General features: G+C 35.0%; 11 protein-coding genes. 6 read left to right on the plus strand and 5 right to left on the minus strand.

Annotated features, from left to right (window positions below; genetic code table 11):
* Window positions 1-268: 268 nt before the first annotated feature.
* Window positions 269-811 carry a TetR/AcrR family transcriptional regulator C-terminal domain-containing protein gene (locus QM406_RS03730; RefSeq protein WP_414261039.1) on the minus strand — a complete coding sequence of 181 codons (543 nt, stop codon included), beginning with the start codon at window positions 809-811 and terminating at the stop codon, window positions 269-271.
* A gap of 128 nt (window positions 812-939) precedes the next feature.
* Between QM406_RS03730 and QM406_RS03735 the strand changes: the two genes are divergently transcribed.
* Complete coding sequence (locus QM406_RS03735) at window positions 940-3,600, plus strand: YhgE/Pip family protein (protein ID WP_414273457.1); 2,661 nt, start codon at window positions 940-942, stop codon at window positions 3,598-3,600.
* A gap of 32 nt (window positions 3,601-3,632) precedes the next feature.
* Here QM406_RS03735 and QM406_RS03740 read toward each other — a convergent pair whose 3' ends face one another.
* The gene (locus tag QM406_RS03740; RefSeq protein ID WP_414273458.1) at window positions 3,633-6,182 is read right to left on the minus strand and encodes a YfhO family protein; all 2,550 of its coding nucleotides are present in this window, start codon (window positions 6,180-6,182) and stop codon (window positions 3,633-3,635) included.
* 61 nt (window positions 6,183-6,243) lie between these two features.
* The gene (locus tag QM406_RS03745; protein ID WP_000958799.1) at window positions 6,244-7,866 is read right to left on the minus strand and encodes an ATP-binding cassette domain-containing protein; all 1,623 of its coding nucleotides are present in this window, start codon (window positions 7,864-7,866) and stop codon (window positions 6,244-6,246) included.
* Window positions 7,867-8,071: 205 nt separating this feature from the next.
* Here QM406_RS03745 and trpS point away from each other — a divergent pair, with 205 nt between their 5' ends.
* Window positions 8,072-9,097 (plus strand): tryptophan--tRNA ligase, encoded by a 1,026-nt coding sequence (trpS, locus tag QM406_RS03750; RefSeq protein ID WP_414273459.1) that lies wholly within the window; start codon window positions 8,072-8,074, stop codon window positions 9,095-9,097.
* Between the two features lie 162 nt (window positions 9,098-9,259).
* Window positions 9,260-10,738, plus strand: coding sequence for an IMP dehydrogenase (gene guaB / locus QM406_RS03755; protein WP_414273460.1), 1,479 nt, complete (start codon window positions 9,260-9,262; stop codon window positions 10,736-10,738).
* Between the two features lie 54 nt (window positions 10,739-10,792).
* Here guaB and recF read toward each other — a convergent pair whose 3' ends face one another.
* On the minus strand, window positions 10,793-11,884 hold the full coding sequence (gene recF / locus QM406_RS03760) for a DNA replication/repair protein RecF (RefSeq protein ID WP_414273461.1): 1,092 nt from the start codon (window positions 11,882-11,884) through the stop codon (window positions 10,793-10,795).
* Window positions 11,885-11,886: 2 nt separating this feature from the next.
* On the minus strand, window positions 11,887-12,255 hold the full coding sequence (yaaA, locus tag QM406_RS03765) for a S4 domain-containing protein YaaA (protein ID WP_373095363.1): 369 nt from the start codon (window positions 12,253-12,255) through the stop codon (window positions 11,887-11,889).
* Between the two features lie 161 nt (window positions 12,256-12,416).
* On the opposite strand from yaaA, the gene yfmF reads away from it, so the two are divergent.
* Genes yfmF through rodZ form a run of 3 tightly spaced genes read left to right on the plus strand, consistent with a single transcriptional unit; the run spans window position 12,417 to window position 15,809 of the window.
* Complete coding sequence (gene yfmF, locus QM406_RS03770) at window positions 12,417-13,667, plus strand: EF-P 5-aminopentanol modification-associated protein YfmF (RefSeq protein WP_414273462.1); 1,251 nt, start codon at window positions 12,417-12,419, stop codon at window positions 13,665-13,667.
* Entirely contained in the window at window positions 13,664-14,947 is a 1,284-nt protein-coding gene (gene yfmH, locus QM406_RS03775) for an EF-P 5-aminopentanol modification-associated protein YfmH (RefSeq protein WP_414273463.1), read from the plus strand. The genes yfmF and yfmH overlap by 4 nt, the downstream gene beginning before the upstream one ends.
* Window positions 14,948-14,984: 37 nt before the next feature.
* Window positions 14,985-15,809, plus strand: a complete 825-nt coding sequence (rodZ, locus tag QM406_RS03780; RefSeq protein WP_414273464.1) for a cytoskeleton protein RodZ — start codon at window positions 14,985-14,987, stop codon at window positions 15,807-15,809.
* The last annotated feature ends 6 nt before the right edge of the window (window positions 15,810-15,815 follow it).

Here is a 15,815-nt window from a genome sequence, read left to right on the forward strand (position 1 = left end):
CATAGGATTCTTTCTAATGATGGTTTGGTCGCTTTTTATTATAGATCTTATGGGACTTTTTTTCTATACAAAATAGGCTCCATAAGATCCATAGGGGATTTACCCACTACAAATATTATAGAGCCACATACGGAGAGATAATGATTTGTGTCCGAAAATAAAACTAAGGAAATTGTATTGCATTAGTATTAGCCTAATAAGAACAACAAAATAGGCTCCATAATATTCATAGGGTTTGATTTCCTATAGCTATTATAGAGCTTTTTTATTAATTTGTATCCCCTAACATTTTCATTAAAAAGTCCGTGATTTCTTGTGGACTTTCTTTTTTTCCGTGGGCAATCCAGGTTTGACAGACTCCAAAGAGAGCATTTGTTAGGTAGACGCTACTGTATTCTAATTCTATTTCATTTAGTTTGAGTTGCATAAAACGTTTTTGAAGGTCTGTGCTCAGTAGGATGTGAAGCTTATTTCGCAGGAAATTTTGAATTTCCTTGGTTCCATTTTCAGATAAAAGAGCTGCTAGAAGCGGTTCTGATTCCAAGTATTCAAATACTTCTAGAATAGCATCTCGTTTGTGATTAGCATGTTTTTGAAAGATATATTCGAAGGTATGAAATAGTTTACTTTGGTAATGTTCAATCATATCGTATTTATCTTTGTAATGGGTATAGAAACTGGAGCGGCTAATTCCAGCTTTTTGTGCTAATTTAACAGTTGTAATCTGATCGAATGGTTGTTCCATCAATAATTCTACCATAGCATTTTCGATAATGCGCTTGGTTTTTAATCGTTTATTACTCTCTTGCATGTTCCCTCCAGATGAACATTTTTAGACAATGTGTTTAAAAATAAAATTTTTATCTTGTCTTTTTATTTTTTTTATGTATAATCTATTATATCAAAAATTTAGACAAGTAGTTTAAAAAAGGAGACAATATGTTTAAAGAATGGAAAGCAATCTTTAAAAAACCGACATTTATTATTGTCATGATAGGAATTTCCTTAATTCCAGCTCTTTACAATATCATTTTCTTATCATCAATGTGGGATCCATATGGTAAACTTTCGGAGTTACCTGTAGCAATTGTTAATAAGGATCAAGCTGCTACTTATAATGATGAAAAACTCACTATTGGTGAAGACATGGTGTCTAATTTAAAAGATAGTAATAGCTTGGATTTTCATTTTGTAGATGAAGGTGAGGGAGAAAGAGGACTGCGGGATGGAGATTATTACATGGTCGTAACGTTGCCGAGTAATCTTTCTGAGAAAGCTTCTTCTATCCTTACAAATCATCCTGAACAGATGACGATTGACTATCAGACATCAAGTGGTCATAGTTTTATTGCAAGCAAGATGAGTGATTCTACCATGACACAAATGAAACAGACAGTGGCTACTAATGTTACTCAATCTTATACTAAAGCTTTATTTAAAAAGATGGGTGATTTAAAACTTGGTTTATCTCAAGCTGCAAATGCAAGTTTACAATTGGCTGATGGTTCGAATCAGCTTTCTGATGGGAGTCAAACCTTAACAACCAATCTTCAAACCTTAGCTCAATCGAGTCTCACATTTTCTAATGGTGCTGATCAATTATCTACAGGTTTAGGAACCTATACAGCTGGTGTAAATCAGTTAAATCTTGGTCTTGGTAATTTTAATACTGGTTTAAATCAATATACCAGCGCTATTTCACAAATTGATAATGGATTAAACCAACTGAACTCAAAGACACCGGCACTGGTATCAGGATTGAATCAACTTGATGCAGGCACACAAGCCTATACAGGTGGTGTTTCTCAACTCAATTCAGGATTAAATCAATTTTCACTTGGTATTGATACTTATACAAATAGAGTTCAAAGTCTATCATCAGGTACAAATCAGATTTCTACAAAATCAGAGACTCTACGTACAGGACTAACGCAACTTAATCAAGGTATTCAAAAACTTTCTACTCAATTAGATGGGACAACCCAACAAAAAGATCAGATTAAACAATTAGCAACTAGTTTAGAGCAATTTAATCAAGATATTCAAAATATTCAAACAGCAGATAGTGGAGAGATAACACAAGTAACAAACCAGCTTTCTAGTAGTTTATCAACGATTGCAAATTCAGCACAAAGCATCGTTACTTCAAATCAATCTGAAAAAGAAACTACTTTATCAGCTATTCAATCTACGAGTGCTTATCAAAGCTTAACTCCTGAACAACAGGCAGAGATAACTTCTGTGGTTTCTAATCCATCATCTTCTGCTAGTGAGTCAGCACGAACAATTTTAAATACAGTTCAAACGTTACAATCTTCTTTAGAAAATGTAACCACTCAAACAAATAGTTTAACTCAATTAAAGAATCAGTCAAGTAAATTATTACCAACTGCTTCTTCAACATTGACAAGTTTGTCAAGTGGATTAACACAGATTCAAACAGCAATTGATGGTCAGTTATTGCCAGCTAGTCAAACTCTATCTGGTATTGCCAGCTATACAAAATCTGTAGACCAAGTAGCTTTAGGAGCAAGTCAGTTGAGTTCGAAAAATTCGAACTTGACAGGAAGTTTCAATAAGTTGCTACAAGGCTCTAGTCAGTTGACAGAAAAATCTTCTACATTGACAGGTGCTACTGCTAAGTTAGCAGAGAATGTACCAGAATTAGCAACAGGAATTGATAAACTTGCATCAGGTGTCAACCAAGTAAACAATAAAACATCAGATTTAACTGCTGGATTTAATCAATTACAAGTGGGTTCTCAACAATTAGCTGATAAATCAGACCAGCTAGTTTCAGGAGCAAATCAACTAGCTAATGGTTCTGAAAAAATAGCTAGTGGAGCAGATAAACTTGCTCAAGGATCTGAAATTTTACAATCAGGACTCGGAAAATTAAGTGATGGTTCAAGTCAATTAAATCAAGGGTTGACAGATGCTGATAAACAATTGAATAAGGCTTCAACTGAACCAAAAAATGCAGACTTACTGGCTGATCCTTTAAGTCTTTCAAAAACTGATACGGATCAAGTTGCTGTTAATGGGATTGCCATGGCTCCGTATATGATATCAGTTGCTCTTTTTGTTGCTGCTATTTCAACTAATATGATTTTTGCTAAATTGCCTTCTGGGCGCCATCCAGAAAGTCGCTGGGCTTGGTTTAAGTCTCGCTTTGAAATTAACGGTATCATTGCTGGTTTGGCAGGAGTATTAGTTTATGGTGGAGTACATTTAATTGGACTTACTGCAGTTCACGAATTCAAAACCTTTGCTTTGATTATTTTAACTAGTCTTGCTTTCATGGCGATGGTAACAGCATTGACAACCTGGAATTCTCGCCTAGGCGCCTTCTTCTCCTTAATTTTATTACTCCTTCAATTAGCATCAAGTGCAGGAACTTATCCTTTAGCTTTGACGAATCAATTCTTTAAAACTATTAATCCATGGTTACCTATGAGTTATTCAGTTTCAGGTCTTCGACAAACCATTTCTATGACAGGTAATATTCATAGTCAGATTATTTTCCTTATCTTTACAGTAATGATTTTTGTTGCTTTAGGAATGCTAGCCTATCAACCTAAAAAAGCTGAAGAAGACTAAAAACAATCGACCAATTCGGTCGATTGTTTTTTTTATCTAGAATATTTTTTTCTTTGAATATCATAAAAAATAAAGACAATAATGGCTATAAGAGAACAACTTGCACCAGCAACAAATCCTTTTGGAATAAAGGAAAGGGTAATAGTTCCTTCACCTTCAGGAACATCAATTTTCATAAATCCAGTTTGTGCCTGTTGAATTTGTATTTTTTTACCATTTTGGTAAGCAGACCATCCTCGGTCGTAAGGAATTGTGAAAAAGATCGATGTCTCATTCTTTACCTTATAATTTACAGTGACTTTATTTTTATAAGAGCTCACTTCTACTGGATTTTCTTTTATTTTGCGTATAGCCTCCGTATATTTCTTAGTATCTAAGCGATAGAAAGTTGGAGATTCAAATGATACTTGAGCATTTCCTGGGAACTTAATCTGGATATCAAAAGTTTGTTTATGTTCTGCATATCCAAGATTAAAAAATGTAAAAACATTATCTGTGGTAAAGGATTTTTTTTCACCATTGACAATGATGTCAACTTGCTTTTTCTTATCGTTTGAAAAATTTAGCTTGGTCATGGAAAGGTAAACCTGACTATTATCTGGTCCTTCAATGCTGTAGCTGATAGTTGCATCTTCAGTATCAGTTCCGTTTAGATTGACCACGTTGTCACCAGAGTCTGTATGATGATTTATCGGATAAAAGTACTCTTCATTTAAGCCAGCAATTTGATTTAAAAATTGAGTTTGGTTATCAAGAGTATGGTCATTAAAAGTAACATCTTTGTAAAGAGACTGTGTAGCAAAAGCAATTGGGAGAGCGAATTGATTTTTATAAAGGGTTAGATTATCTTTTTGATAGCTTGGATGAAAACCATATTTATCTGGATAGGTTTCAGAAATATTGTAGCTGATTCCAAATAAACTATCTGCAATGATAGTATTATTTGCATAACGAAGATTAAGGTTGGTACCTGAAGATTTAAAACCCAACTTATCTAACGTTGTACTTGCAGAACGATTACGAACAGATGAAAATTGTGAGATGCCATTGTAGTTAAATTTCATGCTATCGTTTCCAGTTTGAGTTTGTAACTTTTCAGTTCGTGTAAATGTATCTGGCTGCTGTTTGGTATACTCCAAAATAGCTTCCATACTTGGAATATCTTTATCATAGGTACTACGAGAAGCAAATCCCCATTCTTTCGTAATTCCATTTAGTTGAGATGAAGCATTAAAACTAATTTCACTTATTGTAAAGATCAAAATAAGAATTGAAAAGATTTTTAGAGAAATCATTTTTCGGATAAGTGCTAATAACAATAGTAAGTATACCACTAAGAACTCAATCGTTAAGAGTATATTTAATTTAGTTAGAAATGAATAATGATTTTTAAAATAAATGGTTGCCAGATAGCCAAATAAAAGGAAGGTCATTGAGAATAAAATATTCCATAACTTAATATCCTTAAATCTATTTAAAACTTCTGCTGAAATATAAATCAAGAGAGTAGAGAAAATCCACGCATAGCGATGAAGAAACATATTTGGTGCGTGCATTCCTTGCCAAAATAAATCTAAGGCTTCTAGATAAAAACTAGCAATGATGATAATTAGTAGAGTTGCATAGCATAGTTTCACGTGAAACTTAATTGATTTTAATGTAAAGAATACAATTGTTAAGATAAAAGGAAGGAGGCCAACAAAAATCATTGGGATAGAACCATATTTAGTTGTATCGAAAGCACCAATAAATTGTTTAGCGAATAGATCTAGATACCAACTGGCATCTGTTTTTATTTTTGTAATAGCGGTTAGTTTTTCACCATGAGTTCTTAAATCAAACAAGGTTGGGAGTGTCATGATGAAACTTGTTAAACCAGCGAGTAAGGATGTTAGGAAAAAATCAAGGAAAGAATACTTGCGACTTTTAAAATCCCAGGAAAGTTGGCAAAAATACCAAACTACCAAAAACAGGGCAGTCATATAACCAAAATAGTAATTTTGGATAAATAATATTGACAAACTTGTAAAGTATAGAATACGTTTTTTTTCCGTTATGAGTAGATGTAAACCAGTTAAAATTAAGGGGATTAAAATAAAAACATCTAACCAGGTTTTAATCTCAAGTTGACTAACTGTAAAGCTCATTAATGCATATGAGGTAGATAGAGATAATCGAAGTAGGGCTGGTATATTTTTGAATATTTTACTCAAGCTAAAAAAGGTTGACAGACCTATCAAGCCAAATTTTAACAAGATTGAAAGATAAACTGCATCTGGCATGCTTGATACATCAAAAAAATAAACAAGAGGTGATAGAAAACTACCAAGGTAATAACTGGACAAGGCATAAAAATTGAGACCTAGACCGCTGGTAAAAGTATAAAATAGACTATCACTCCCATGTAAAATATTACGAAGATTAAGATCAAAAATAACATATTGATGAAATCCATCCCCTAATAAAGGTGAAGTATCACTATTCCAGTAGATACCTTGAGAAAGATAGACTCCAAACATAATCACTAGGGGAATGATGAAAGAAATAAAATAGGTCCAATAGTTTCTAAAAAATGTTTTCATGTTACCTCATAGAATGATAGAAAACTCAGTTGGTTAATCCAACTGAGTTTTAAAGTATTATTTAGTCTTTCCAAAGTTCTTTAACTTTTGCTTGTACTTCAGCATTTTCTAAGAATTCATCATAGGTTTCATCGATACGGTCGATTACACCATTTTTAGATAGGACAATAATGTGGTTAGCCAATGTTTGAATGAATTCATGGTCATGACTGGCGAAGATGATAGATTCTTTGAAGTTTTTCAATCCATCGTTCAAGCTTGAAATAGATTCCAAATCTAAGTGATTTGTAGGATCGTCAAGTACAAGAACATTTGATTTCAAAAGCATGAGTTTCGATAGCATCACGCGCACTTTTTCTCCCCCTGACAAGACGTTTACAGGTTTGTTAACCTCATCTCCAGAGAAGAGCATACGACCAAGGAAACCACGCAAGAAGGTATTGTCATCTTCTTCTTTACTTGCAAATTGACGGAGCCAGTCAAGGATAGATTCACTCCCAGCAAAATCAGCTGAATTGTCTTTTGGTAAGTAAGAGCGACTAGTTGTAACTCCCCACTTGACAGTTCCTTCATAGTCGATATCACCCATGATCGCACGAATCAATGCAGTTGTTTGGATATCGTTTTGTCCGATAAGAGCTGTCTTGTCACCTGGACGCAAGATAAAGCTGATGTTGTCAAGAATAGTTTCACCATCAATCTTGACAGATAGATTTTCTACTGTCAAGAGATCGTTTCCGATTTCACGTTCAGCTTTAAAGTTGATAAATGGATATTTACGACTAGATGGCACAATTTCTTCAAGTTCAATCTTATCAAGCATTTTCTTACGTGATGTTGCTTGTCTTGATTTAGAAGCATTAGCAGAGAAACGAGCAACGAATTCTTGTAATTGCTTAATTTTTTCTTCTGCTTTAGCATTACGGTCTGCTAGCAATTTAGCAGCAAGCTCAGAAGATTCTTTCCAGAAGTCGTAGTTTCCGACATAGAGTTTGATTTTTCCAAAGTCAAGGTCGGCCATGTGAGTACATACTTTGTTCAAGAAGTGACGGTCATGGGATACGACAATAACGGTGTTATCAAAGTCAATCAAGAAATCTTCTAACCAAGTAATAGATTGGATATCCAAACCGTTGGTCGGCTCGTCTAGAAGAAGTACATCTGGTTTACCAAATAAAGCTTTAGCAAGGAGTACTTTCACTTTGTCTCCATTTGCGAGTTCACTCATATTTTGGTAATGAAGATCTTCAGGGATATTCAAGTTTTGCAAGAGTTGTGAAGCTTCACTCTCAGCTTCCCAACCACCTAGTTCAGCAAATTCTCCTTCAAGCTCAGCTGCACGAACTCCATCTTCATCAGTAAAGTCTGCTTTCATATAGATAGCATCTTTTTCTTTCATGATGTTGTATAGTTTTTCATTACCCATGATAACAACATCAATAACACGTTCATCCTCATAGTCAAAGTGATTTTGACGAAGCACAGAAAGACGTTCATCAGGTCCAAGAGAAACATGACCAGTTGTAGGTTCAATATCCCCAGCTAAGATTTTTAAAAATGTTGATTTACCTGCACCGTTAGCACCAATTAAACCATATGTGTTTCCTTCTGTAAATTTGATGTTGACCTCATCAAAAAGTTTGCGATCACTAAAACGTAGTGAAACATCAGATACTGTTAGCAATTTTTTTCTCCTATTATATGTAATACTCTAATTCTACTAGAAAATCAGCAAATATTCAAATTTTTATCTGTCAATTATTTGTAAAGTATATTTACAGATGGTTTACATTTAAGTAGTTGAAATCGTAATTATTTGATAAAAAAATTATCTGTCTTTTTATCAAAAAAATGCTATAATTGAAAGAACCATATCAAAGGAGAATATTATGAGTAAACCCATTATTTTAACAGGAGATCGTCCAACTGGGAAATTACATATCGGACACTATGTAGGTAGCTTAAAAAATCGTGTCTTATTACAGCAAGAAGATAAATATGACATGTTCGTTTTTTTAGCTGACCAGCAAGCCTTAACTGACCATGCAAAAGATCCACAAACAATTGTAGAGTCTATTGGGAATGTTGCTTTGGACTATCTTGCAGTGGGATTGGATCCTAACAAATCAACGATTTTCATTCAAAGCCAGATTCCAGAATTGGCAGAGCTTTCTATGTATTACATGAATCTAGTGTCTTTGGCTCGTCTGGAGCGTAATCCTACTGTAAAGACAGAAATTGCTCAGAAAGGATTTGGAGAAAGTATTCCAACTGGATTTTTAGTTTATCCAATTGCTCAAGCAGCAGATATCACAGCTTTTAAGGCTAACTATGTTCCTGTAGGTACAGACCAAAAACCGATGATTGAACAAACGCGTGAGATTGTGCGTTCATTCAACCATGCCTACAACTGTGATGTTTTAGTAGAGCCAGAAGGGATCTATCCTGAAAATGAAGGAGCAGGTCGCTTACCTGGTCTTGATGGAAATGCCAAAATGTCTAAATCGCTTAATAATGGTATCTACTTGTCAGATGATGCAGATACTTTGCGTAAGAAAGTAATGAGTATGTATACAGATCCAGATCACATTCGTGTTGAGGATCCAGGTAAGATTGAAGGAAATATGGTTTTCCATTACTTAGACGTATTCGGACGTCCTGAAGATGCTCAAGAAATTGCTGACATGAAAGAGCATTATCAACGTGGAGGTTTAGGTGATGTTAAGACAAAACGGTATCTACTTGAAATCCTAGAACGTGAACTTGGTCCAATCCGTGAACGTCGCCTAGAATATGCTAAAGATATGGGTGAAGTGTATAATATGTTACAAAAAGGTAGTGAAAAAGCTCGAGAAGTTGCTGGCCAAACGCTATCAGAGGTAAAAGCAGCAATGGGGCTAAATTACTTTCATTAATGGATAAAATATGAACTCTAAAACTATCTCTTCTTTATAATTAAAGGGGTAGTTTTTTTATATTATCTATTATCAATATAATTGACAAATTTTCATAGAATGGTATGATAGATACAATACAAAAAGCGTCAAGCTCAAAAAGAAAGAAAAGAGGAAACTTCAATGTCTAATTGGGACACTAAATTTTTGAAAAAAGGTTTTACCTTTGATGATGTATTGCTTATTCCAGCAGAGAGTCATGTATTGCCTAATGATGCGGATTTAACAACAAAATTGGCAGATAATTTGACTTTAAATATCCCAATTATTACAGCTGCGATGGATACTGTAACAGAAAGCCAAATGGCTATTGCTATTGCGCGTGCAGGTGGTCTTGGTGTTATCCATAAAAATATGTCTATTGAACAGCAGGCAGATGAAGTTCGTAAGGTAAAACGTTCTGAAAATGGTGTTATCATTGATCCATTCTTCTTGACTCCAGAGCATACAATTGCAGAAGCAGATGAACTCATGGGACGTTACCGTATCAGTGGTGTTCCAGTGGTTGAAACTCTTGAAAATCGTAAATTGGTTGGTATTTTAACAAACCGAGACCTTCGTTTTATTTCAGATTACAATCAACCAATCTCAAATCATATGACCAGTGAGAATCTTGTTACTGCTCCTGTTGGAACAGATCTTGAAACAGCTGAGAGCATTCTTCAAGAACACCGTATTGAAAAACTTCCTTTGGTTGATGAAGAAGGTCGTCTTTCTGGCTTGATCACGATTAAAGATATTGAAAAAGTGATTGAGTTTCCAAATGCAGCTAAAGATGAGTTTGGTCGTCTTCTAGTTGCAGGTGCGGTAGGTGTCACTTCTGATACATTTGAACGTGCTGAAGCCCTCTTTGAAGCAGGTGCGGATGCCATTGTCATCGATACAGCACACGGACACTCTGCAGGGGTTCTCCGTAAAATCGCTGAAATCCGTGCGCACTTCCCAGACCGTACACTGATTGCTGGGAACATCGCTACTGCTGAAGGAGCACGTGCTCTTTATGATGCAGGAGTTGACGTTGTTAAAGTTGGTATTGGACCAGGTTCAATCTGTACAACTCGTGTTATCGCAGGTGTAGGAGTTCCACAAGTTACAGCTATCTATGATGCAGCAGCAGTTGCACGTGAATATGGCAAAACAATCATTGCTGATGGTGGAATCAAGTATTCTGGAGATATTGTTAAAGCACTTGCTACTGGTGGAAATGCAGTAATGCTTGGATCAATGTTTGCAGGAACAGATGAAGCTCCAGGAGAAACTGAAATCTTCCAAGGACGTAAGTTCAAGACATACCGTGGTATGGGTTCAATCGCTGCAATGAAGAAAGGTTCAAGCGACCGTTACTTCCAAGGCTCTGTCAATGAAGCAAATAAACTTGTTCCAGAAGGAATTGAAGGTCGTGTTGCTTACAAAGGAGCAGCAGCTGATATCGTATTCCAAATGATTGGTGGTATCCGATCTGGTATGGGTTACTGTGGTGCAGCTAACCTTAAAGAATTGCATGATAATGCTCAATTTATCGAAATGTCAGGTGCCGGTCTAAAAGAAAGCCATCCGCACGATGTGCAAATCACAAATGAAGCACCAAACTACTCAATGTAATAAAAAATCTCCTGTAAAACAGGAGATTTTTTATTGTTTACACTGATGTAAATATTAGTTTACGGATAATTGACCATTCTTTACAGTAAATATACTGAGATTATCAGGTAAGTTTTGAAGATGCTCTAAACTAGTTGTTGTAATAAAGGTTTGAATATTTTGAGATATAGTTTCTAATAATTTAAGTTGACGATTATTGTCAAGTTCACTCATAACATCGTCAAGTAAAAGTATAGGCGATTCTTTTGTAATGCTCTCCATTAATTCGATTTCAGCTAGTTTAATAGAAAGAACAAGGCTACGATGTTGTCCTTGACTTCCAAAGCTTGCGTCCATTCCATTGATTAAGAAAACCATATCATCCCGATGAGGACCAACTCCAGTATTCTTCTTAAATAAATCTCTTGATCTACTTTTTTGAAGTGCTGCATAGAAAGATTCTGCTAGTTTTCCCTTGTCAGTGAAGTTTACAGATGGTTGATAACGAATTGACAACTCTTCTAATTGGTCCGAAATATCAAAGTGTTTCTCACGACCAAAAGACTCCATTTTTTTGATAAATTCTTCTCTATGAACCATCACTCGACAACCATAGTCTACTAGCTGGTCATCGAGAACAGATAAAAATGTTTCGTCAATCTGATTCGCTGACTTTAAGTAGGTATTTCTTTGTTTGAGCACATGATTGTAGCTTGACAAGTCTGACAAGTATATGGGTTTGATTTGTCCTAGTTCCATATCTATAAACTTACGTCGGATAGCAGGTGCTCCTTTGACAAGTTGTAAATCTTCGGGTGCAAATAGAACAACATTCATGTGTCCAATATAGTCAGATAGCCGAGCTTGCTTTAAGTGATTGACTTTAGTAATTCGACCTTTTGGAGTCAAATCAATCTCAAGTGGAATAGTAGCCGTTCGTTTTTGAAGAATTCCAGAAACTTGAAGCTGTTCTTCTTCAAATTGAATTAAATTCTTGTCTGTCTTTGTCCGATGACTTCTAGTTAAAGCTAAAAAGTAAATACTTTCCAGAAGATTAGTTTTGCCTTGAGCATTTCGACCCACAAATACATTTAATTTAGGATTAAATTCAATTTCGGTATCCTGATAGTTTCTAAATTGCTTGATGGATAAGTTTTTTAGCCACATACTTATCTACCTGGGAAACGTGGTGCAGTTTTTGTTTTAGCTTTCGGGGTCTTTTTTGTTGGCTTTTTTTTGACCGTCTTATTCATTTCTTTGACAAGTTTAGCCACACGTTCTTTCTCAAGTTTTTCTTGAAGATATTCTTCCTGTTCTTCTAAGCTCGGTTGCGTCAGAATGATTTGAATTTTCATGTCAGGAATGTCGATAGAGTCTCCGATTCTTACTTTTTTTCCACGACGATTTTCTAATTCACCATTAAAGTAGACATGATGCTCAGCTAAAAAGGATTTAATAGCTCCGCCACTGTGTATAATACCAAGTTCTTTCAAGAGAGCTTGGAGAGTGATAAATTCTTCAAATAATTTGTATTCCATAGTTCACCTCAATCTTTGGTATTATACCATATTTTACCTTGAAATGGCAGAGGTAAATTCGTTAGAAATGAAAGCGATTTTAATTCTAAAAGGGGTAAAGAGAATAAGAAAATTTTCTCTTTTCATGGTATAATAGAACTCTATGTAGAAGGAGGTAAGAGATGGAGTTAGTACCTGGAATTGCAGTGCATTTTATCCAATCAAAAAAATTTAAAACTAATAAAATTACTGTGCGTTTCACAGCTCCATTGTCTTTGGATTCAATTTCAAGTCGCATGTTAAGTGCCAGTATGCTTGAAACTGCTAACCAAAGTTATCCAACTGCTCAACTGTTTCGAAAACGTTTAGCGACCTTGTATGGGACTGATTTGTCAGCGCACGCCTATCGAAGAGGACAAAGTCATCTTGTGGATTTGAATATTACCTATGTGCGTGATGAATTTTTAAGTAAGAAAAACGTATTAACTTCTCAAATTTTAGAATTACTGCACCAGGTTCTGTTTACACCATTGTCGGATGAGGATGGATTTGAGAAAAATACTTTTGACATTGAGAAAAAACAGATCTTATCAAGGCTAGAATCAGAATTGGAAGACCCATTCTTCTTTGCACATAAAGAGTTAGATCAATTGTTTTTCCAAGAAGAATCAATGCAGCTAGTTCCAAAAGATTTGATTTCTAGAATTTCAGAAGAGAATTCAAAAACATGTTTTTCAAGCTATCAAAAAATGCTAAAAGAAGACCAAATAGATATTTTCTTCTTAGGCGATTTTAATGAAATTGAAGTTTTAGAGTTTTTACATAAATTTCCGTTAATAGGTCGTAAATCAGCTGTAAACATTCAATATCAGCAACCCTATTCTAATATTCTTAGAGAAGGTATTGTTAGAAAGAGATTAGGACAGTCTGTTTTAGAGATGGGCTACCATAGTTCAGTGGCATATGGTGATGAAGAACAGATGGCAGTGCTTCTTGTAAATGGTCTTTTAGGAGTCTTTCCTCATTCGAAATTATTTATCCAAGTGCGAGAAAAAGAAGGACTGGCCTATACGGTATCAAGTCATTTGGATCTCTTTAGTGGATTTTTACGACTATTTGCTGGAATTGATCGGCAAAATCGAAACAAAGTAAGAAAATTGATGAATCATCAGTTGCTTGACATAAAAAATGGCAAGTTTACAGATAAGGAAATTGATCAGACTAAACAAATGATTCGTAGATCCTTACTACTGGCTCAGGATAATCAAGATTCTATCGTAGATAAATATTATTTGTCAACTTTTTTTGGGAAGGCGAATCTTGACACAAAAACTTTAATCGATAAACTTGAACAAGTTGATAGAGAAGCAATTTGTGAAGCAGCAAACAGTTTTAAGTTGCAGGCTATTTATTTTATGGAAGGAGCAGAATGACCAGACCTACTTTTCAAAAGAAATATTATCCTGCTGTAAAAGAAACTTTGTATCAAACTAGCTTAGAAAATGGTTTGACAGTTACTTTACTACCTAAAAAGGACTTTAACGAGGTTTATGGTGTTGTAAGTGTCCAAGTTGGTTCTGTTGACACAAGGTTTACAGTGGATGGTAATGACTTACAACAATATCCACAAGGAATCGCTCATTTCTTAGAACATAAGCTTTTTGAAAGAGAAGATTCTGGAGATGTTATGGCAGCTTTTACAGAGTTGGGTGCTGAAAGTAATGCCTTTACGAGCTTTACGAACACTAACTATCTTTTCTCGACTTCTGAAAATGTTCTAGAGTGTTTAGATTTGCTAGAGGAACTTGTCACTACCTTCAATGTAACGGAAGAATCTGTGGAACGAGAAAAGGACATCATTCAGCAGGAAAGAGAAATGTATCAAGATGATCCGGATTCTTGTTTATTTTTCAACACTCTGGTGAATCTCTATCCAGAAAGTCCTTTAGCTTCAGATATTGTTGGCAGTGAAAACTCCATTGATGCAATTTGCCTGGAGGATTTGAAAGAGAACTTTAAAGAGTTTTACAGACCTGTCAATAGTAATATCTTTTTGGTTGGTAATTTTAAACTTGAACTTCTTGAAGATTATTTTGCTAAGAAATCTTATCATCAAGAGAAAAAACATGAGTTTAAAAGAGAACAAGTACCTTTACATCCTGTAAAGACTACTGAAAGTTTACGGATGGACGTTGCTTCTCCAAAATTAGCAATCGGTATTAGAGGAAATAAAGAAATAGGAGATCAAGATCAGTATCGTTATCATCTTTTATTAAAATTGTTGTTTACAATGATGTTTGGTTGGACTTCACAAAGATTTCAAAAATTATATGAGTCTGGTAAACTGGATGCTTCCTTGTCTTTAGAAATTGAAGTAGATCATCGTTTCCATTTTGTGATGTTGACAATGGATACAAAGGAACCTGTGGCACTTTCTCATCAATTTCGTAAAGCTATTCGCAATTTTATTAAAGATGAGGATGTAACTGAGGATCACTTGGATATTGTAAAAACTGAGATGTATGGAGAATATATTCATAGTATGGATTCCTTAGAATATATTGCTACTCAGTATCATCCAACCGATACAGGTTCTACTCTGTTTGACCTTCCTAAACTTTTGCAGGAAATTACTTTAGAAGATGTTCTAGAGGCTGGACATGATTTGATAGATAATAGCGATATGGTTGATTGTACAATTTTTCCGATATAATCGCTAGAAAATACACTAGAAAGAAGGAATGTTAAGTATGAGAAAAAAAACAATTGGTGAGGTCTTACGTCTTGCAAGAATTAACCAAGGACTGAGCTTAGAAGAATTGCACAGAAAGACAGATATTCAGCTGGATTTGTTGGAGGCAATGGAGTCAGATGATTTTGACAAACTACCGAGTACTTTTTATGCTCGTTCATTTTTGAGAAAGTATGCTTGGGCTGTTGAATTAGATGAAAATATCGTTCTAGATGCCTATGATTCGGGAAGTATGATTACTTATGAAGAAGTTGATGTAGATGAGATTGAACTTTCAGGACGTAGACGGTCTAATCGAAAGAAAAATTCATTTCTCCCGCTATTTTACTTTGTTCTTTTTTCTTTATCAATTTTAATTTTTGTAACCTACTATGTGTGGAATTATATTCAAACCCAACCAACTGCGTCTTCTGCAGCAACTTATAGTGTTGTGAGTTCAACAAGTAGCTCTAGTAGTGTAGCATCAAGTAGTAGTCAAGCTACTAGTTCATCAAGTTCGAGCGAGGCAACTACTTTGACTGTTTCAGGCCAGGGAGATGCTTTATCAGTGGAATATAAGACATCTAAAGATTCTGCGGAGCTTCAATTATCTGTTACCGATGCAACGAGCTGGATCAGTGTTTCGGATACTGATTTAGCAGGAGGAGTGACTCTTGAACCTAATAATAAAATAGCTAAAACAACCATTTCCAAAGGATATCCAGTAACCATAACATTGGGTGTTGTTAAAGGAGTGTCGGTGAAAATTGATAATAAGGAAATTGACACTTCAAAATTAACTGGTCAAACTGGTTGGATTACTCTAACATTAAGTTCAAACTAAAGGAAG

Origin of the sequence: Streptococcus infantis, assembly GCF_047465035.1 — a bacterium.
In the GTDB taxonomy this organism is placed as follows: domain Bacteria; phylum Bacillota; class Bacilli; order Lactobacillales; family Streptococcaceae; genus Streptococcus; species Streptococcus infantis_T.